We start from the raw sequence: 20111 nt of genomic DNA on the forward strand, positions 1-20111 counted from the left end.
CGAAACGGGCTCACATCAGTTTCAGCAGCTTGACCAGATCCGCACGCAGACCGGCCGGGTCGAAACCCGGGGCGTAGCGCAGGATCACGAAGCCGTTGGGGTCGATCACATACACCGGCACGCCGGCGGCATCGTTGGCACGGGGCAACGCCTGGCGCAGGCGCGCATCGTCGCGCAGCACGCGTAACGCCGGCATCGCCGGTAGCCCGACCGGTGGCGTGCCGATCCACAGCACTTCCACCTTGTCCGCGCGGTGCCCGAGCAATTGCCACACCTTGTCCAGTTCGGCCGCCAGCGCCACGCACGGCTGCGTGCAGCCGGCAGGCGGCGCCAGGGCGATCCGCCACATGCGCTCGCCCGGTGCCCATGCGTACGCGCTGCCGTCCGCGCGCAGCGGCGTCAACGCGCGCAGGTCCGCGGGCGGAGCAAGCAGTTCGCCATGGTTACGCATCGCCGCCGGTTGCCAGCCAGAGAAGCGCAGCACGCCGGCCAGCAACATCGAGCCGAAGAACAGCACCGCCAGGGCGATCAGCATCCTGCGGCCGCGATTGACCGACTGCGGCGTGGCCGATGTGGATGGGGTCATGCCCGCGATTTTCTCATGCCGGGGGCGTCAGTGCCCGCGTCGATGACGGCGACGCGCACGCCACGACAACAGCGCCGCGGTGATCAGCACGGCCAGCGCCAGGCCGAACCATTGCACCGCGTAACCCAAGTGCCGCGCGGGTGGAAGCGTGTTGACCAGTAACTGCAGATCGCGCACATAACCAACCGGAACGGCAGGATCCAGGCGCAATACCTGCGACGAAATGTCGCGCCTGTGCAAGGCCTGCTGCAACGCCTGCGGCTCCAGGCGAACCGCCAGCCAGGTCTGTGGCTGGGCAGTGCTGGCCAGTGCCGCGCCAACCGCAAGCCCGGCCGACGGTGGCGCAGTCAACAACCCCTGCACTGCCTGGCTGCCGTGCAAGGCGGTCACGGTCGGCAATTGCCGCGTGGCAGGCACGGGTAACCAGCCCAGATCCACCAGCACCGTTGCAGCGCTGCCTTCCGGCGCGGCCAGCTGGTAGACGCGCACACCGGCGCGCCCTTCCTGCAACTGGTTGTCCAACAACACCTGCTGCGGTAGAAAGCGCACGCGCCCGCTGACCCATGCCAGCTCCCGCGGCGCAGCCAGCGCCTGTGCCAGGGTTGTTGGCGTCTGCCGCACATGGGCGGCACGCTCCAGCAGCTGCTCCTTGGCATGCATGCGCTGCAGCTGCCACTGCCCCAATGCGGCAAATCCGGCACTCACCGCCAATGCCAGACACCAGCCGAGCACGCCCGTGTGCTTGCGCATCATGACAATCGGCGCAAAAAGGCGTGCAATGCCGGCACCACGTCGACGACCACCGGGGCTGTTGTGAACGATTCGCTCAAGACGCTGCTGATTGTCGCCTTCCTGATCGTCATCCTATGGAACCTGGGCGCCGGGCTCTACTACCTGCTCACCGACCGCGGCCAGACCAAGCGCACGGTCAACGCATTGACCTGGCGCATCGGCTTGTCGGTGGCATTGATCGCGCTGGTGATCCTGGGCATTTACACCGGCTGGATCAAACCGCATGGCGTGGGGCGCTGAAGAGCCGGGAATCGAGAATCGGGAGTTGGGAATCGTGCAAAGCAAGTGCGCGACCGCTCGTGCGATTCCCCATTCCCCACTCTCTATTCCCCGCCCTCAAAGCACATACACAAACAGGAACAGCGCCAGCCACACCACGTCGACGAAGTGCCAGTACCAGGCGGCGGCTTCGAAGGCGAAATGATTGTCGCGGCTGAAGTGGCCCTTTGCGGCGCGCAGCCACATCACCGCCAGCATGATCGTGCCCAGCAGCACATGCATGCCGTGGAAGCCGGTGAGCATGAAGAAGGTCGAGCCGTAGATGCCCGAGCCCAATGTGAGATTGAGTTCTGTGTAGGCGTGGATGTATTCCTCCGCCTGCAGGAACAGGAACACGCAGCCCAACAGCACGGTCAGCCCCAACCACAGCAACAGCGCGCGGCGTCGGCCGCCTTTCAATGCGTGATGGGCAATGGTCAAGGTCACGCCGGAGCTGAGCAGGATCAGCGTGTTGATCAGCGGCAAGCCCCAGGCCGGAATGGTCTGGAACTGCCCGCCGATGGTGCCCGGGCCATTGGTCGGCCAGGCTGCGGAATACCCATTCCACAGCAGTTCGTTGGTCATCACGCCATCGCCCTCGCCGCCCAGCCAGGGCAGTGTCAGCACGCGCGTGTAGAACAGCGCACCGAAGAAGGCGCCGAAGAACATCACCTCGGAAAAAATAAACCACACCATGCCCATGCGGAACGAGCCGTCCACCTGGCGGTTGTAGTGGCCGGCGTTCGACTCGCGAATCACGTCGCCAAACCACATGAACAACGTCGCCAGCAACATGGCCACACCGGCGAAGAACGTCCAGCGCCCCCATCCGGCGTCGTTGAGCCAGCTGGCCACGCCGATCATCATCACGAACATCGCAATGGAGCCGACAAAGGGCCACTTGCTTTGGGTCGGGACGAAATACGCGTCGGCGTTGGGACTGTGGTCGGCCATGGCGTTGCTTCCGTGTCGGTATGAGTGGGCGATCGATTACGGCGCTGCACGCGGGGCGCTGGCTGCGCCGCCGCTTTGCAGTTCCGAGGTCAGCGTGTCATTGCGATAGAACGTGTAGGACAAGGTAATGGTGGTCACTTCCGGCGGCAGCGCCGGGTCCACGATGAAGCGCAGCGGCATGTCGCGTGTTTCGCCGGCCTGCAGCGTCTGCGCGGTAAAACAAAAACATTCGGTCTTGTTGAAGTAGCCCGACGCCCGCGACGGTGCCACCGAAGGCACTGCACTGCCTACTACTGCCCGTGCGCTGTCATTGCGCGCGAAATACTGCGCTTCGTTGAGTTCACCGGGCACCACGTCCATGGTCATCTGCTCGGGATGGAAGGTCCACGGCAGTTTCGAATTGACGCCGGCATCGAACTCCACCCGCACCGTGCGCTTGCCGGCCGCCACCGCGCTGGACGCGCCTTCACGGGCACTACCCGGTGCACGCTCCATGCGGATGCCGAATACTTTTTCGCAGGCGATGCGATACAGCGGCACCAGCGAGAACGTCAGCACAAACACACCCAGCACCACGCCCAGCAACTTGAACAAGCCGGCAGTAGGCGTGTGCGTAGGCAGACGCGTACTCACCGGCCAATGACTCCCGAGGCGATGAAGCCGGCATAGATCAGCAGCGCAATGATGCCCACCGTGATGGCGGTACGGCGCACCGCGCGCCGCTGTTGCGCTTGCCGTTCGGCAGCGGAGAGCATGCGTGCCACCGCGGGTGCCGGCGTCGACTCAGTGACCGATGTCTTCATGCGCAAGATCTCCAGGCTTGATGACAGGCGGCACGGTGAAGGTATGCGCCGGAGCGGGCGACGGGACCGTCCACTCCAGTCCCTTGGCCCCTTCCCACGCACGCGCGTCAGCCTTGGCACCACTACGCAACGAGGCGAACAAGATGCCGGCCATCAGGAACGGGGTGGCGAACATGCCGAATGCGCCAATCGAACTGATCAGATTCCAGTCCGCAAACACCACGTTGTAGTCAGGAATACGCCGCGGCATGCCGGCCAGGCCCAGGAAGTGCTGCGGGAAGAACAGCAGGTTGACGAAGATCATCGTCCACCAGAAATGGAACTTGGCCCAGGCCTCGTTGTACATGCGCCCGGTCCACTTGGGCCACCAGTAATACACCGCCGCAATCAGTGCGAACACCGCGCCAGTCACCAGCACGTAATGGAAATGCGCCACCACAAAGTAAGTGTCGTGGTACTGGAAGTCGGCCGGCACGATCGCCAGCATCAGGCCCGAGAAACCACCGATGCTGAAGAGGATCACGAACGCCACCGCCCACAGCATCGGCGATTCGAAGGTGAGCGACCCCTTCCACATCGTGCTGACCCAATTGAACACCTTCACCCCGGTCGGAATGGAGATCAGCATCGTGGCGAACATGAAGTAGATTTCGCCACCGAGCGGCATGCCCACGGTGAACATGTGGTGCGCCCACACGATGAAACTCAGGAAGGCGATCGCCGCGATTGCGTAGACCATCGCCTGGTAACCGAACAACGGCTTGCGGCTGAAGGTGGGGATGATTTCGCTGACCACGCCGAACGCCGGCAGGATCATGATGTAGACCTCGGGATGCCCGAAGAACCAGAAGATGTGCTGGTACATCACCGGGTCGCCGCCGCCGGCCGCATTGAAGAAACTGGTGCCGAAAAACTTGTCGGTGAGCAGCATGGTCACCGCACCGGCCAATACCGGCATCACCGCGATCAGCAAGAAGGCGGTGATCAGCCAGGCCCAGCAGAAGATCGGCATCTTCAGCAGATCGATGCCGGGTGCGCGCATATTGAGCACGGTAGCGATGATGTTGATTGCGCCCATGATCGAACTGACCCCGGCCACGTGGATCGCAAACACGCTGAAAGCCACGTTGTAACCACCTTGCAGCGAAAGCGGCGGATACAGCGTCCAACCAGCGGCCGGCGCGCCGCCGGGCAGGAACAGCGTCAGCAGCAGCAAAGTGAACGCCGCCGGCAGCAACCAGAACGACCAGTTATTCATGCGCGGCAGCGCCATGTCCGGCGCGCCGATCTGCAGCGGAATCATCCAGTTGGCCAGACCGACGAACGCCGGCATCACCCCGCCGAAGATCATCACCAGCGCGTGCACGGTGGTCATTTGGTTAAAAAATTCGGGTTTGACGAACTGCAACCCGGGCTGCATCAATTCAGCGCGAATCACCACGCTCATCGCCGCACCGATGATGAACATGACGAAGGAAAACAGCAGATACAGCGTGCCGATATCCTTGTGATTGGTCGAGAAGAACCAGCGCTCGACGAAACCGGGCTGGTGGTGTCCGTGGTGATCGACTGCGGTGTGCGCCATGACGGAACGACCTCTGCGAAGCGATGCGGTTGCGTGCGATTAGAGAGCGGCGGACGGTGCGGCAGATGCTGTGCCGGCCGCCTGTGTGGCCTCTGCTGACGGTGCGGCGGCCCCCGGTGCGTCCGCTGGCATCGCCGGTGCTGTAGGTGCTGCAGGCGCTGTCGGCGTTGCAGCGGGTGCTGCGGCCGGCACGCCTGCCGCGCTACGACGCGATGCGAGCCAACGTTGGAATTCCGCCTTGGGCAGCGCTTCGACCACGATCGGCATGAAGCCATGGTCCTTGCCGCACAACTCGGCGCATTGCCCGCGATAGACGCCGGGCTTTTCGATATTGGTCCAGGCTTCGTTGACGATTCCCGGAATGGCGTCCTGCTTCCAGCCCAGCGCCGGCACCCACCAGGCGTGAATCACGTCATCGGCGGTGATCACGAAGCGGATCTTGGTATCGACCGGCAACACCAGCCTGTTGTCTACATCCAGCAGATAGTGCGGCTGCGACGCGGCGGTAGGGCGCTCGCCACTTTGGCGGATCCGATCGGATTCACGCGCAAGACGGCTGGTGAACTCGACGCCCTGCCCCAGGTATTCGTACTTCCACATCCACTGATAACCGGTGACCTTGACGGTCATTTCCGACTCGCGGGTGTCGTACATCGCAATCAGTTTGGCGGTCGCCGGCCATGCCATGGCGATCAGCACCAGCACCGGAATCACCGTCCACAGCACCTCTGCCTTGGTGTTGTGACTGAATTGCGCGGCCACCGCGCCCTTGGATTTGCGGAACTTGAAGATCGCATAGCCCATCGCGCCGAACACCAACGCGCCGATGACCACGCACACCCACAACGCCACCATGTGGGCTTCATAGGCCATGCGCGCGGTCTGGGTGACCCCACGGCCCATGTTGAGCTGCCATTCCTTGGGATCGGCTGATTGCGCCCAGGCAGACGGCGCACCTGCAAGCGCCAACACGGCCGAGCCACATTTCATGTAAGTCGCGTTCCAGCTGCTGCGTTGCGTCATTGCCTAGACCCTTACGTCATCGGTGACGGCCATTGGCGGCCGCGAGCAAGCGTTTCAGCGTATCTGCCAGTTCCACACGTTCGGCCGGCCCGAGAAAGCTCCCGATCTCGATCTGCCTGCCGCTGCTCACCAGCAACACCCTGTCGTCGCGTTCCGTGCGCAACCGCACCCAGTGCGGATGTGCCTGAAACGCTGGTGGCGCATGCCCGGAAGGAAACACTTCAACTACTGCTTCCCCCACCCGGATCGCTTCTACACGCTCGCCGCTTCGCCACAACTGCCGCAGCGCCAGCGCCACCACACCACTGTGCAACAGGGCGAACACCGGCGCGAACGCATTGCCGGTCCACCACCCCAGGCCTGCAAACAACCACATCGTTCCCGCCAACACCGCAAACAACTGCATGAATTGCCTGGCACTCATTGCCCGCGGAGGCCGTAACCGCACCTGCGTCCCAACCCCTTCGGACATCAACGGCAGTACTTCGATCATGGCAACACGCAGCGGACTGCGGGAATGTCCCGATGGTAGTCCCGGGCGAACGCATGCGGCAAGCGTTTCGCGCGAATCAGCAATGCTGCACTGCAGCTAAAAACTGTGCGAAAAATCAATCACTTCCCGCCGGCTGGGGTTTTATCGCGGCGCGCGCGTGGGTCATCACGGCGTTGCGCGACGGCATGCACAAAACGGCAGAAAAGCTGCCGCTTCCACACAAGTGCACAGCCGGGCGGGCTCTCTAGAATGAGCGCGGATTCCCAGGCACCCTACGTATGAACGCCCAGCCAGACACGTTTGCTTCTTCCCACCTCGCGCGCCCGCTGTTGGCGCCCGAACTGCCCGCCGCGCCCGGCGCCTTGCGTGCCGCCATCACCGCTGCCTGGCTCAAGGACGAAACCGAGCACGTCCGTGAATTGCTGGAGCAGGCGCGCCTGCCGGCCGCAGAGCAGGCCAAGGTGCAGGCGCTGGCCGCCGACCTGGTCACCCGGGTGCGCGCACGTGCCCAGGATCAGGGCGCGATCGAAGCCTTCATGCGCCAATACGATCTGGGCAGCGAAGAAGGCGTGCTGCTGATGTGCGTGGCCGAAGCCTTGCTGCGCATTCCCGACCAGGACACCGCCGACAAGCTGATCCGCGACAAGCTGGGCGAGGCGGACTGGAAAAAGCACGTGGGTGGCAGTGATTCGGTGCTGGTCAACGCATCCACCTGGGGCTTGATGCTCACCGGCAAGCTGGTGCAGCTCAACGACCTTACCCGCGCCGATGTGCCGGGCGCCTTCAAACGGCTGATCGGCCGCGTCGGCGAGCCGGTGATCCGTTTGGCCGTGCGCCAGGCGATGAAGATCATGGGCCACCAGTTCGTCATGGGCCGCACCATCGGCGAGGCGCTGGCGCGTTCGCGCAAGGGTGACAACGCCAATTACCGCTATTCGTTCGACATGCTCGGCGAAGGCGCGCTCACCATGAAGGATGCGCAGCGCTATCTGCAGGCGTATCGCGATGCCATCCACGCGATTGGCCGCAGTGGTAGTTTCGTGGGCACAGACGTGTTCGCCGCGCCCAGCATTTCGATCAAGTTGTCCGCGCTGTATCCGCGCTACGAACACGCCAAGCGCGCACGCGTGATGGCCGAGCTGGTTCCCGGCGTGCTGGAGCTGGCACAACTGGCCAAGTCCTACGGCATCGGCTACACCGTCGATGCCGAAGAGGCCGACCGCCTGGAGCTGTCGCTGGACATCATCGAAGCCACGTTCTCCGATCCATCGCTGGATGGTTGGGAGGGCTACGGGCTCGCAGTGCAGGCGTATCAGAAGCGCACGCCCTACACGATCGATTTCCTTGCCGATCTGGCGCGTCGCGTTGGCCGCCGCATTCCGGTGCGTCTGGTCAAGGGCGCGTATTGGGACGCTGAGATCAAGCGTGCGCAGATCGACGGCCACCCCGGGTATCCGGTGTTTACCCGCAAGCAGAACACCGACGTGTCCTATCTGGCCTGCGCACGCCGCATGTTCGCGCACAGCGACGCGCTGTACCCGATGTTCGCCACCCACAACGCACAGACCATCGCTGCGGTGCGCGCGATCTCGGCAGGAAAGACCTACGAGCACCAGAAACTGCACGGCATGGGCGATGACCTGTATGCCGAGGTGATTCCGGCCGATCGGCTGGGATTGCCGTGCCGGGTGTATGCGCCGGTCGGCTCGCACGAAGACCTGTTGCCGTACCTGGTCCGTCGCTTACTGGAAAACGGCGCCAACTCCAGCTTCGTCAATCGCATCACCGACGAAGACGTCGCCATCGAAGACCTGATCCGCGATCCGGTCGAGGCGGTGTCCTCGTTTGCGTCCATCCCGCACCCCAAGATCCCGCTGCCGGCCGACCTGCTGCGCAGCCAGAACCAGAACAGGAAGAATTCCATGGGCGCCAACCTCGCCAACGATAACGATCTGCGGCAGCTGGCCGACCAACTCACCGCCGCAATCAAGCCGTGGAAGGCCGCGCCGCTGGTGCCGGGTGCCGTGATCACCACGCCAAGCGAGGCCGTGTTCAACCCGGCCGACCGCCGCGAGACAGTCGGTCACTGGCAGCCCGCGGACCCAGCCACCGTGCAGAAGGCATTGGCGTCTGCCGCCGCCGCTCAGCCAGCCTGGAATCGCACGCCCGCCGCCAGCCGCGCCACCATCCTCGAACACGCCGCAGACCTGCTCGAGGCCCGCATGCCGGAGTTCATGGCGATCTGCGTCAAGGAAGCAGGCAAGACCCTGCCGGACGCCGTGGCCGAGGTACGCGAAGCCGTGGACTTCCTGCGCTATTACGCTGCCCAGGCGCGTGCGCAGTTTGGTGCGCCTGAGCGCCTGCCGGGCCCCACCGGCGAATCCAACGAGCTGCAACTGCATGGCCGCGGCGTGTTCGTCTGCATCAGCCCCTGGAACTTCCCGCTGGCGATCTTCCTGGGCCAAGTGGCTGCGGCGCTGGCGGCAGGCAATACCGTCATCGCCAAGCCGGCCGAGCAGACCAACCTGGTGGGCTTTGCGGCGGTCAAACTGTTGCATGAAGCCGGCGTGCCGGAAGCCGCTGTGCAGTTCCTGCCCGGCGATGGCGCCACGGTCGGCGCCGCGTTGACCAACGACCCCCGCGTTGCCGGCGTCGCCTTCACCGGCTCCACCGATACCGCCCGCATCATCAATCGCACGCTCGCCGCGCGTGACGCCGCGATTGGCGTACTGATCGCCGAGACCGGCGGCCAGAATGCCTTCATCGCCGATTCGTCCTCGCTCCCGGAAGCCGTAGTCAAGGACGCCATCTCCAGCGCCTTCATCTCTGCTGGTCAGCGCTGCTCGGCCGCCCGCGTGCTGTTCGTACAGGACGACATCGCCGACAAGGTCATGACCATGCTCGCCGGCGCGATGGGCGAGCTGAAAATCGGCGACCCGGCCCTGCTCTCCACCGACGTTGGTCCCGTAATCGACGCCGATGCCCTGAAGATCCTGGAAGAACACGCGAGCCGCATGGACAGCGAAGCACGCCTGATCGGCACGACCACGCTGGACAGCGCCACGGCACATGGCAGCTTCTTTGCTCCACGTGCCTACGAATTGAAGTCCCTGGCGCAGCTGCAGCGTGAGATTTTCGGCCCCGTGCTGCACATCATTCGCTGGAAAGCCGACCAGCTGGATTCGGTCATCGATCAGATCAACGCCACCGGCTATGGCCTCACCCTGGGCGTGCATTCGCGGATCGATGAGACCATCGATCGCATCACCTCGCGCGTGGCCGTAGGCAATGTCTACGTCAATCGCAACCAGATCGGCGCTGTGGTCGGCGTGCAGCCGTTCGGTGGCCAGGGATTGTCAGGCACCGGCCCGAAGGCCGGCGGTCCTCACTACCTGCTGCGCTTTGCCACCGAAAAGGTCGTCACCGTGAACACCACCGCAGCCGGCGGCAATGCTTCGCTGCTGACCTTGGGTGACTGAGGCCGGTAGTGCCGCATCTTGGTAGCTAGCTCTGCGATTAGTCCGTGGGCGTGGCAAGGCAACGCTCCCGAACGATCCTTGCAGGAACCTAGATGTAAAGAAGTACGAGTTCCATGACATCCGTAACTACTGGGAAAGCCCCAATTGTTATCGCATCACTAGAGCGCAGAAAGTTCGACTGCAGATTTACGCTCGTTGAATTGAGCGCTTGAAACAAGAAAACCCCGCAGAAGCGGGGTTTTCTTTTGGCGCAACGGATAGGCTCCGCCGAGCGCGAAACGGCCGTGGACCTATGCGCAACCGATGCCTGAGCACATGATTCAAAATTTAATGTGGCTCAGCAGTGCACCAGACACCGCGATGCAACGCAATTGGCTACCTACCCGCGGGATCTAAGCAGCTTCCGGGACAGCACTGCATCTAGCGAATCTGCGCCGTACCAAGTAGCCAAGTAGCGTCACTTTTTGCTAACTCAACCATCTAGACCACTGGCTATCGCATAGGCCGAGCGCGCATTCGGGTGACTACATCCACCTAGGCCAGCGCCTCGCTGATCGCCAGTACTGATGCTGGATAACGACTTCATTGGTGGCTAGTAATACGACAACACTTCAATAGGGCTTGTAGGCTTGTAGGCTTGTAGGCTTGTCGGCAGTGGTGCTGGACGACTGACCAGCAAGTGGACGCGCCGACTAAACTTACAAACGGTGTCGTCTTTGAACACTTACATGAGCCCCAACCTACTACGGGTGTATCGCCTCGCGCTGGCCTGAGCCTTTGCTCCACCGCTTACGACATCGCTCTTTAAGAAAGGCTAGAGGCTACCTCATAGCTATACGTTCCACGGCTCTTCCTTGAGGCAACGCAACAGAAGAGAGTCATATCAGGAATGTGCTCAGACATCGCATGTGACTAGCGGCATGTCAGTAAATGCCTATTACCCCGTGCCGAAGAGGCCAATGTTTTACGCATAGTGCCTACGCATAACGCCGGGCTGATCAGCTAAGCGGACTAAGAAACGGTCGATCCACGCGGCCTCACCACATGCATTCTGTCGCTGGACGCTGCGCACCAATACCAAGACCAACACCTAAAGCAAACGTGTCCAAGCCGAGTCAGCATTAAAGCGCTAGGACCGAGCGCGTCCAGCTGCGGTCATCTTCTCGCCCATGGATATGTCTTTGGTCAAATTGCAGGCAAAAAGAAACCCTCAGTCCTGTTGGACTGAGGGTTTCGGGTAAAGCCCCTGGCGATGACCTACTCTCGCATGGCTTGAGCCACACTACCATCGGCGCAGCTGCGTTTCACTTCCGAGTTCGGGATGGGATCGGGTGGTTCCACAGCGCTAATTTCACCAGGGAGACGGTTGGAGCGTCGCCATCCAAGAAACGGATTAAGGCGCCCAGTCTCGCATAGTTAACTTGTGACGTAGCTTGCGTTTGGGGATCTACCAACGTTCGTTGGGACCAAGGCAACTTGAGGTTATATGGTCAAGCCGCACGGATCATTAGTATCAGTTAGCTCAATACATTGCTGTACTTACACACCTGACCTATCAACCACATAGTCTATATGGTTCCTTTAGGGGGCTTGTGCCCCGGGAAGTCTCATCTTGAGGCGCGCTTCCCGCTTAGATGCTTTCAGCGGTTATCGCTTCCGAACATAGCTACCCGGCAATGCCACTGGCGTGACAACCGGAACACCAGAGGTTCGTCCACTCCGGTCCTCTCGTACTAGGAGCAGCCCCTCTCAAACTTCCAACGCCCATGGCAGATAGGGACCGAACTGTCTCACGACGTTCTGAACCCAGCTCGCGTACCACTTTAAATGGCGAACAGCCATACCCTTGGGACCGACTACAGCCCCAGGATGTGATGAGCCGACATCGAGGTGCCAAACACCGCCGTCGATATGAACTCTTGGGCGGTATCAGCCTGTTATCCCCGGAGTACCTTTTATCCGTTGAGCGATGGCCCTTCCATACAGAACCACCGGATCACTAAGACCTACTTTCGTACCTGCTTGATCCGTCGATCTTGCAGTCAAGCACGCTTATGCCTTTGCACACAGTGCGCGATGTCCGACCGCGCTGAGCGTACCTTCGTGCTCCTCCGTTACTCTTTAGGAGGAGACCGCCCCAGTCAAACTACCCACCATACACGGTCCCTGATCCGGATAACGGATCTAGGTTAGAACGTCAAGCACGACAGGGTGGTATTTCAAGGTTGGCTCCACTGCAGCTAGCGCCACAGTTTCATAGCCTCCCACCTATCCTACACAGACGAACTCAACGTTCAGTGTAAAGCTATAGTAAAGGTTCACGGGGTCTTTCCGTCTTGCCACGGGAACGCTGCATCTTCACAGCGATTTCAATTTCACTGAGTCTCGGGTGGAGACAGCGCCGCTGTCGTTACGCCATTCGTGCAGGTCGGAACTTACCCGACAAGGAATTTCGCTACCTTAGGACCGTTATAGTTACGGCCGCCGTTTACTGGGGCTTCGATCAAGAGCTTCGCCTTGCGGCTGACCCCATCAATTAACCTTCCAGCACCGGGCAGGCGTCACACCCTATACGTCCACTTTCGTGTTTGCAGAGTGCTGTGTTTTTGATAAACAGTCGCAGCGGCCTGGTTTCTGCGACCCTCTTCAGCTATAGCTCGCATGAGCCACCAAAAAGGGTGCACCTTCTCCCGAAGTTACGGTGCCATGTTGCCTAGTTCCTTCACCCGAGTTCTCTCAAGCGCCTGAGAATTCTCATCCTACCCACCTGTGTCGGTTTACGGTACGGTCTTCGTGAGCTGAAGCTTAGGAGCTTTTCCTGGAAGCGTGGTATCAGTGACTTCGCCATAAAGGCTCGTCTCGGTGCTCGGTCTTAAAGGATCCCGGATTTGCCAAAGATCCAAACCTACCGCCTTTCCCCGGGACAACCAACGCCCGGTACACCTAACCTTCTCCGTCCCTCCATCGCACTCACGCGAGGTGCAGGAATATTAACCTGCTTCCCATCGACTACGGCTTTCGCCCTCGCCTTAGGGACCGACTAACCCTGCGTCGATTAACGTTGCGCAAGGAAACCTTGGGCTTTCGGCGTGCGGGCTTTTCACCCGCATTATCGTTACTCATGTCAGCATTCGCACTTCCGATACCTCCAGCAGACTTCTCAATCCACCTTCGCAGGCTTACGGAACGCTCCTCTACCGCGCATAAAACCGAAGTTTTACGCACCCCAAGCTTCGGTTCACTGCTTAGCCCCGTTAAATCTTCCGCGCAGACCGACTCGACCAGTGAGCTATTACGCTTTCTTTAAAGGGTGGCTGCTTCTAAGCCAACCTCCTGGCTGTCTATGCCTTTCCACATCGTTTTCCACTTAGCAGTGAATTTGGGACCTTAGCTGTGGGTCTGGGTTGTTTCCCTTTTCACGACGGACGTTAGCACCCGCCGTGTGTCTCCCGGATAGTACGTACTGGTATTCGGAGTTTGCAATGGTTTGGTAAGTCGCGATGACCCCCTAGCCATAACAGTGCTCTACCCCCAGTAGTATTCGTCCGAGGCGCTACCTAAATAGCTTTCGAGGAGAACCAGCTATCTCCGGGTTCGATTAGCTTTTCACTCCTAATCACAGCTCATCCCCGTCTTTTGCAACAGACGTGGGTTCGGGCCTCCAGTACCTGTTACGGCACCTTCACCCTGGCCATGACTAGATCACCCGGTTTCGGGTCTACTGCCCGCGACTATGCGCCCTTATCAGACTCGGTTTCCCTTCGCCTCCCCTATACGGTTAAGCTTGCCACGAACAGTAAGTCGCTGACCCATTATACAAAAGGTACGCAGTCACTCTTGCGAGCTCCTACTGCTTGTACGCACACGGTTTCAGGATCTATTTCACTCCCCTCTCCGGGGTTCTTTTCGCCTTTCCCTCACGGTACTGGTTCACTATCGGTCGGTCAGGAGTATTTAGCCTTGGAGGATGGTCCCCCCATATTCAGACAGGGTTTCACGTGCCCCGCCCTACTCGTCTTCACTGGAGTGGCCCTTTTAAATACAGGGCTATCACCTTCTATGGCCAATCTTTCCAGATTGTTTTTCTAAAGCCATTCCAGCTTAAGGGCTGTTCCCCGTTCGCTCGTCACTACTCAGGGAATCTCGGTTGATTTCTTTTCCTCCGGTTACTTAGATATTTCAGTTCACCGGGTTCGCTTCAAGCAGCTATGAATTCACTGCAAGATACTGCCGAAGCAGTGGGTTTCCCCATTCGGATATTGCCGGATCAAAGCTTGTTGCCAGCTCCCCGACACTTTTCGCAGGCTACCACGTCCTTCATCGCCTCTGACCGCCTAGGCATCCACCGTGTGCGCTTATTCGCTTGACCATATAACCCCAAGTTGCCTCGGAGTTACATGCCGTGTTGTGTGGGGTACAAAGCCACCAACGCGAACATACGACTCAATTATTTAGGGACTCGAAGTCCCCGCCTTAGCCTCAACGACACGTTTAGATAGATATCTCAAACGCTCGCTACGTCACAAGTTATAAAAGAACATGTCTCAGCCTCAACGCTGATCCATATAAATTCTTAAGTGTGCACTACATTCAGAGTGGTGGGTCTGGGTAGACTCGAACTACCGACCTCACCCTTATCAGGGGTGCGCTCTAACCACCTGAGCTACAGACCCGAAGTCTTTTCACTCAATATGGTGGAGCCTGTCGGGATCGAACCGACGACCCCCTGCTTGCAAAGCAGGTGCTCTCCCAGCTGAGCTAAGGCCCCAAAAGGGACTTCGCATACCGACCTGTGCCGGTATGAATCTCTGAATGCAGGTAATTTGTGAGGACGCCCGACAGGACGAATAACGTCATGCTCAAAAGGAGGTGATCCAGCCGCACCTTCCGATACGGCTACCTTGTTACGACTTCACCCCAGTCATCGGCCACACCGTGGCAAGCGCCCTCCCGAAGGTTAAGCTACCTGCTTCTGGTGCAACAAACTCCCATGGTGTGACGGGCGGTGTGTACAAGGCCCGGGAACGTATTCACCGCAGCAATGCTGATCTGCGATTACTAGCGATTCCGACTTCATGGAGTCGAGTTGCAGACTCCAATCCGGACTGAGATAGGGTTTCTGGGATTGGCTTACCCTCGCGGGTTTGCAGCCCTCTGTCCCTACCATTGTAGTACGTGTGTAGCCCTGGTCGTAAGGGCCATGATGACTTGACGTCATCCCCACCTTCCTCCGGTTTGTCACCGGCGGTCTCCTTAGAGTTCCCACCATTACGTGCTGGCAACTAAGGACAAGGGTTGCGCTCGTTGCGGGACTTAACCCAACATCTCACGACACGAGCTGACGACAGCCATGCAGCACCTGTCTCACGGTTCCCGAAGGCACCAATCCATCTCTGGAAAGTTCCGTGGATGTCAAGACCAGGTAAGGTTCTTCGCGTTGCATCGAATTAAACCACATACTCCACCGCTTGTGCGGGCCCCCGTCAATTCCTTTGAGTTTCAGTCTTGCGACCGTACTCCCCAGGCGGCGAACTTAACGCGTTAGCTTCGATACTGCGTGCCAAATTGCACCCAACATCCAGTTCGCATCGTTTAGGGCGTGGACTACCAGGGTATCTAATCCTGTTTGCTCCCCACGCTTTCGTGCCTCAGTGTCAGTGTTGGTCCAGGTAGCCGCCTTCGCCACGGATGTTCCTCCCGATCTCTACGCATTTCACTGCTACACCGGGAATTCCGCTACCCTCTACCACACTCTAGTGACCCAGTATCCACTGCAATTCCCAGGTTGAGCCCAGGGCTTTCACAACAGACTTAAACCACCACCTACGCACGCTTTACGCCCAGTAATTCCGAGTAACGCTTGCACCCTTCGTATTACCGCGGCTGCTGGCACGAAGTTAGCCGGTGCTTATTCTTTGGGTACCGTCAGAACAATCGGGTATTAACCGACTGCTTTTCTTTCCCAACAAAAGGGCTTTACAACCCGAAGGCCTTCTTCACCCACGCGGCATGGCTGGATCAGGCTTGCGCCCATTGTCCAATATTCCCCACTGCTGCCTCCCGTAGGAGTCTGGACCGTGTCTCAGTTCCAGTGTGGCTGATCATCCTCTCAGACCAGCTACGGATCGTCGCCTTGGTGGGCCTTTACCCCGCCAACTAGCTAATCCGACATCGGCTCATTCAATCGCGCGAAGCCCGAAGGTCCTCCGCTTTCACCCGTAGGTCGTATGCGGTATTAGCGTAAGTTTCCCTACGTTATCCCCCACGAAAGAGTAGATTCCGATGTATTCCTCACCCGTCCGCCACTCGCCACCCATAAGAGCAAGCTCTTACTGTGCTGCCGTTCGACTTGCATGTGTTAGGCCTGCCGCCAGCGTTCACTCTGAGCCAGGATCAAACTCTTCACTTAAAATTACATGTCCGAAGACAAATACTTTAGCTGCAGAAGTTCAACCACTGACAACTTATCGCTTGCAAAGCAATTAATATGTTGCTTTTTGATTAAACGTCTGCAAGATGGACAATCATCCTTCCTGCAGGCGTCCGCACAAATTACCTGCGCACACTGTCAAAGAACATTGGGAAGTGGCCTCAGCGCCGTTCCCGTCAGCTTCGTCGTTTCCGTCGAAGCGAGCCGCCCATTATAGCGGGCTTTTTCTTGCCGTCAACACCTTGTTTCCGAGGTGGTTGACGCTGCTTCGTTTCGACCCGAGGGTTTTCTGCGAAGCGAGCCGGCCATATTAGCAGGCTTTTCATCCTCGTCAACCCCTCGTGAAGAGGACGTTGCCGCCGCTACACCTCAATCCGCCGTAGCGGCTTTCCGTGTAGCGAGCCGCACATCATAGCCGGCTTTTCCGTTTCGTCAACACCCTAATTTCAGGCTGTTTTCGAGCCCTTTGCGCTGGTTCCGCGTCTGCGGGGCCGTTGCGTCGGGGGAGGCGAATTATGGGCCGGTCAAACGCATTTGGGAAGGGGTTTGTAAAAAAAAATTTCACTGATCCTTGCCGCGAGTTCGGAAGCGTGCGCGGGCGCACGTTGCTAGCCGCCTGACGCACGTTTCCTATCTATAGAGACTGCCGATTTGATCAATTAGCTCATCAAACGCTGAGGCGCTGACGACGCTCTATATAGATAGCCGCGAGCGGCACAGATCAGTTGCCTGCATCATCCCTGTTCGACCCAGGCAACTCAGCTGGTTACCAACGCAACGCGGGCAAAGTTGCGCTTGCCCACCTGGATGACGCCCTCAAAGCCGGGGCCGAACTGGCGAGCGAGGTCGTCGACCACTTCGCCGTCGATCTTGACTGCCCGCTCCTTGAGCTTGCGGGTGGCTTCGGAGTTGCTGGGTGTCAGCCCGGCCGCAGTGAGCAAACTAGCGATCCGCAGGCCTTCTGCGGGAACGCTGACCTGCTGGAGCGGCAACACGCTGGTGTCGCCCTGCCCGGTCACTACGGCATGCCAGCCGGCGATGGCCTGCTCGGCAGTGGCTGCATCGTGGAACCGGGTCGCCAGCTCGCGCGCCAGGCGCAGTTTGACGTCGCGCGGATGCAGGTTGCCGGCGGCGACATCTTCTTTAAAACGGGCAGCCTCGGCAACGCTGATGTCGAAGGAGAGCAAGTCGATCCAGCGCCAGGTCAGCGTATCGCCGATCTTCATGGTCTTGGTGACGATGTCGATGGCCGGTTCGTTGATGCCGATGTAGTTGCCCAGGGATTTGGACATCTTGGCGACGCCGTCCAGGCCTTCCAGCAGTGGCATGGTCAGCACGACCTGCGGCGCCTGACCGTAGTGCTCCTGCAGACCGCGCCCCATCAGCAGGTTGAATGTCTGGTCGGTGCCGCCGAGCTCGACGTCCGCCTTGAGGGCCACCGAGTCATAGCCCTGCACCAGCGGATACAGAAATTCGTGGATGGCGATCGGCTGCTGGCCGGCAAAGCGCTTGGCGAAGTCGTCACGTTCGAGCATGCGCGCCACGGTGTGCTGGGCGGACAGCTTGATCATGTCCGCCGCACTCATCTGGCCGAACCATTCGGAATTGAAGCGCACCTCGGTCCGCGTGCGATCCAGGATCTTGAAGACCTGCTCTTCATAGGTCCGTGCATTGGCGAGCACGTCCTCACGGCTGAGCGGCTTGCGGGTGACGTTCTTGCCGCTCGGGTCGCCGATCATTCCGGTGAAGTCGCCGATCAGGAAAATCACCTGGTGCCCCAGCTCCTGGAACTGGCGCATCTTGTTGAGCAACACGGTGTGGCCGAGGTGCAGATCCGGCGCGGTGGGATCAAAGCCAGCCTTCACCCGCAACGGCACACCGGAGGTCAGGCGCGCTTCGAGCTGCTCAAGCTTGAGGATCTCCTCGGCACCGCGGCCAATGAGCGCAAGGGATTCATCGATAGTGGCCAACCACAGACTCCAGCGGCGTTCGCCGTCAACAACATGAATTAAGTTAAACGCAGGTTAATACCGCGCCAAGTGAAAATAATGAACAGGCTCAATGGTTTGACGCGCTGTTGATCGCTGTCTATGGTACCGGCGTTTGGGCTCGCACTTCGAGCCGTCCCGGAGACTTCCAACGATGCAGAACTCAGAGCAGGGCCGTGCACGCAAGCGGCGCTTCCAAGAACGCCTCCACGTCCTCCACGACACTGCACTGCATCGCAAGCTCAAGGAACACCTGCCGGCGGCGTTCAATGACCGCTGGACGCGCCGCCACTGGATCCATGCCAGCCTGTTCGCGACGATCGGCGCGATGGTGGCGACGATCGTGCCGGGCTTTTCCAATGCCATCGATGCGCCGCTTTCCAGCCATGCCACCTTGGCACTGCCGCTGCCGCCGCTGGTACCCAGCCGCAAGGCACTGGGGCCGGGCACCGATTGGGAGATCCTCAAGGTTAAGTCCGGGCAGACGCTGAGCACCCTGTTCGGGGAGTTGGGCATTCCGACAACGGTGATGTACCAGGTGCTGGCGCATCCGGGGACCAAGGAGGCGCTGACCAAGCTGCGCCCCGGCACGGAAATCGCCTTCGACATGCCCACCCCCGGTGAGTTGCGGGCGCTGCGCTTCGATCGCGACGACAGTCACCGGGTGGAGCTGCGCCTGCTGGGCGACAGCGTGCGCGAGAACGTCACCGAGCGGGCGACCAGCACCCGCACGGTGGTGGCCAGCGGCGAGATCACCAGCTCGCTGTATGCCTCGGCCAGCAAATCCGGGCTCTCCCCGGCGGCGGTCGCGGTGATGACCGACGATATCTTCAAGTACGACATCGACTTCGATAAGGATCTGCAGCCTGGCGACCGCTTCAGCGTGGTGATGGACGAGACCTGGCGCGAAGGCGAGCGGATCAGCACCGGCGACATCCTGGCGGCCACCTTCACCACCGGCGGCAAGACCTATACCGGCTTCCGCTTCGAGCGCGCGGGCAAGCCGGCGGAATATTTCGACATCACCGGGCGCCCGCTGAAGAAGAGCTTCATCCGCATGCCGGTGGCCTATAGCCGGATCAGCTCGACCTTTGGCGCACGCAAGCACCCGGTACTGGGCACGATGCGCATGCACAAGGGCGTGGACTACGCGGCCGCTTCCGGTACGCCGATCATGGCGGCGGGCGATGCACGGGTGGTGTTCGTGGGCACCCAGCGCGGCTACGGCAACGTGGTGATCCTGGACCACGGCAAGAACTACAGCACGCTGTACGGCCATATGTCGCGGTTTGGCAAGGTCAAGGCCGGCCAGCGCATCAACCAGGGTACGGTGATCGGGTATGTCGGCATGACCGGCTTGGCGACCGGGCCGCATCTGCATTATGAATTCCGCGTTGGCGGGCAGCAGCGCAACCCGATGTCGGTGACGATGCCGCCACCGGAGCCGCTGCAGGGCGCGGAGCTCGCAGCCTTCCGCGCGCAGACCGCGCCGGCGATGGCACGTATCGAAGGCATGGAAAAACTGATCTACGCCGACGCCGGCAAGCCTGCCAAGGGCAAGCCGCGCAGCTGAGGGCGGCCTGCCCTGGTGACCGATTGATCAGCGCTTGCGGCGCGCTTTAGCTCCCGCGAGCGCGGCTGCCCAGGCGCAGACGGTGGTGCACTGCGGCCGACACCTGGCCTCCAGACCCGAACCACCGCGCTTCGACCAACACCCGGT

At 60.3% G+C, this 20111-nt stretch carries 12 protein-coding genes, 2 tRNA genes and 3 rRNA genes; 3 read left to right on the forward strand and 14 right to left on the reverse strand.

Annotated elements, in window-relative coordinates:
* Positions 1-10: 10 nt before the first annotated feature.
* Together XCC_RS19820 and XCC_RS19825 are read right to left on the reverse strand one after the other, a co-directional pair.
* Positions 11-586: a hypothetical protein gene (locus tag XCC_RS19820; RefSeq protein ID WP_011038906.1), complete on the reverse strand. Its 576-nt coding sequence runs from the start codon at positions 584-586 to the stop codon at positions 11-13.
* Between the two features lie 27 nt (positions 587-613).
* A complete protein-coding gene (locus tag XCC_RS19825) occupies positions 614-1339 on the reverse strand; it encodes an SURF1 family protein (RefSeq protein WP_011038907.1) in 726 nt (241 codons plus the stop codon).
* 60 nt (positions 1340-1399) lie between these two features.
* On the opposite strand from XCC_RS19825, the gene XCC_RS19830 reads away from it, so the two are divergent.
* Positions 1400-1618 (forward strand): twin transmembrane helix small protein, encoded by a 219-nt coding sequence (locus XCC_RS19830; RefSeq protein WP_011038908.1) that lies wholly within the window; start codon positions 1400-1402, stop codon positions 1616-1618.
* Between the two features lie 96 nt (positions 1619-1714).
* Here the strand turns inward: XCC_RS19830 and XCC_RS19835 are convergent, their stop codons facing one another.
* The 6 genes from XCC_RS19835 to XCC_RS19855 are packed head-to-tail and all read right to left on the reverse strand — an operon-like array spanning position 1715 to position 6494.
* Positions 1715-2590 carry a cytochrome c oxidase subunit 3 gene (locus tag XCC_RS19835; RefSeq protein WP_011038909.1) on the reverse strand — a complete coding sequence of 292 codons (876 nt, stop codon included), beginning with the start codon at positions 2588-2590 and terminating at the stop codon, positions 1715-1717.
* A gap of 36 nt (positions 2591-2626) precedes the next feature.
* Positions 2627-3223 (reverse strand): cytochrome c oxidase assembly protein, encoded by a 597-nt coding sequence (locus XCC_RS19840; protein WP_011038910.1) that lies wholly within the window; start codon positions 3221-3223, stop codon positions 2627-2629.
* Positions 3220-3393 (reverse strand): hypothetical protein, encoded by a 174-nt coding sequence (locus XCC_RS22160; protein ID WP_011038911.1) that lies wholly within the window; start codon positions 3391-3393, stop codon positions 3220-3222. Before XCC_RS22160 ends, XCC_RS19840 begins: the two co-directional genes overlap by 4 nt.
* Positions 3374-4978, reverse strand: coding sequence for a cytochrome c oxidase subunit I (gene ctaD, locus XCC_RS19845; RefSeq protein ID WP_011038912.1), 1605 nt, complete (start codon positions 4976-4978; stop codon positions 3374-3376). The genes XCC_RS22160 and ctaD overlap by 20 nt, the downstream gene beginning before the upstream one ends.
* Positions 4979-5017: 39 nt before the next feature.
* Complete coding sequence (gene coxB / locus XCC_RS19850) at positions 5018-6001, reverse strand: cytochrome c oxidase subunit II (protein WP_011038913.1); 984 nt, start codon at positions 5999-6001, stop codon at positions 5018-5020.
* Between the two features lie 16 nt (positions 6002-6017).
* Positions 6018-6494, reverse strand: a complete 477-nt coding sequence (locus tag XCC_RS19855) for a DUF2244 domain-containing protein (protein ID WP_016944221.1) — start codon at positions 6492-6494, stop codon at positions 6018-6020.
* 278 nt (positions 6495-6772) lie between these two features.
* On the opposite strand from XCC_RS19855, the gene putA reads away from it, so the two are divergent.
* A complete protein-coding gene (gene putA, locus XCC_RS19860; protein WP_011038915.1) occupies positions 6773-9973 on the forward strand; it encodes a bifunctional proline dehydrogenase/L-glutamate gamma-semialdehyde dehydrogenase PutA in 3201 nt (1066 codons plus the stop codon).
* Positions 9974-11217: 1244 nt separating this feature from the next.
* Here putA and rrf read toward each other — a convergent pair.
* The 6 genes from rrf to tyrS all read right to left on the reverse strand — a co-directional run bounded on the left by rrf (position 11218) and on the right by tyrS (position 18373).
* Positions 11218-11332 (reverse strand): 5S ribosomal RNA (rrf, locus tag XCC_RS19865).
* A gap of 127 nt (positions 11333-11459) precedes the next feature.
* A 23S ribosomal RNA gene (locus tag XCC_RS19870) occupies positions 11460-14342 on the reverse strand.
* A gap of 227 nt (positions 14343-14569) precedes the next feature.
* A tRNA-Ile gene (locus XCC_RS19875) sits at positions 14570-14646 on the reverse strand.
* 19 nt (positions 14647-14665) lie between these two features.
* Positions 14666-14741: transfer RNA gene (locus tag XCC_RS19880), tRNA-Ala, on the reverse strand.
* A gap of 94 nt (positions 14742-14835) precedes the next feature.
* Positions 14836-16382: ribosomal RNA gene (locus XCC_RS19885) — 16S ribosomal RNA — on the reverse strand.
* Together the 16S, 23S and 5S rRNA genes with 2 tRNA genes alongside form the textbook arrangement of a ribosomal RNA operon.
* 779 nt (positions 16383-17161) lie before the next feature.
* Positions 17162-18373, reverse strand: coding sequence for a tyrosine--tRNA ligase (tyrS, locus tag XCC_RS19890; RefSeq protein ID WP_011038916.1), 1212 nt, complete (start codon positions 18371-18373; stop codon positions 17162-17164).
* A gap of 172 nt (positions 18374-18545) precedes the next feature.
* On the opposite strand from tyrS, the gene XCC_RS19895 reads away from it, so the two are divergent.
* Positions 18546-19964 carry a M23 family metallopeptidase gene (locus tag XCC_RS19895; RefSeq protein WP_011038917.1) on the forward strand — a complete coding sequence of 473 codons (1419 nt, stop codon included), beginning with the start codon at positions 18546-18548 and terminating at the stop codon, positions 19962-19964.
* Positions 19965-20111 lie beyond the last annotated feature (147 nt).

The organism is Xanthomonas campestris pv. campestris str. ATCC 33913 (assembly GCF_000007145.1).
In the GTDB taxonomy this organism is placed as follows: domain Bacteria; phylum Pseudomonadota; class Gammaproteobacteria; order Xanthomonadales; family Xanthomonadaceae; genus Xanthomonas; species Xanthomonas campestris.

Bases quoted from the DNA above. Each gene is read 5' to 3' on its own strand.
- XCC_RS19855 (WP_016944221.1), bottom strand. From the start codon at position 6,494: ATGATCGAAGTACTGCCGTTGATGTCCGAAGGGGTTGGGACGCAGGTG.
- ctaD (WP_011038912.1), bottom strand. From the start codon at position 4,978: ATGGCGCACACCGCAGTCGATCACCACGGACACCACCAGCCCGGTTTC.
- XCC_RS22160 (WP_011038911.1), bottom strand. From the start codon at position 3,393: ATGAAGACATCGGTCACTGAGTCGACGCCGGCACCCGCGGTGGCACGC.
- coxB (WP_011038913.1), bottom strand. From the start codon at position 6,001: ATGACGCAACGCAGCAGCTGGAACGCGACTTACATGAAATGTGGCTCG.
- XCC_RS19895 (WP_011038917.1), top strand. From the start codon at position 18,546: ATGCAGAACTCAGAGCAGGGCCGTGCACGCAAGCGGCGCTTCCAAGAA.
- XCC_RS19825 (WP_011038907.1), bottom strand. From the start codon at position 1,339: ATGATGCGCAAGCACACGGGCGTGCTCGGCTGGTGTCTGGCATTGGCG.
- XCC_RS19835 (WP_011038909.1), bottom strand. From the start codon at position 2,590: ATGGCCGACCACAGTCCCAACGCCGACGCGTATTTCGTCCCGACCCAA.
- XCC_RS19820 (WP_011038906.1), bottom strand. From the start codon at position 586: ATGACCCCATCCACATCGGCCACGCCGCAGTCGGTCAATCGCGGCCGC.
- putA (WP_011038915.1), top strand. From the start codon at position 6,773: ATGAACGCCCAGCCAGACACGTTTGCTTCTTCCCACCTCGCGCGCCCG.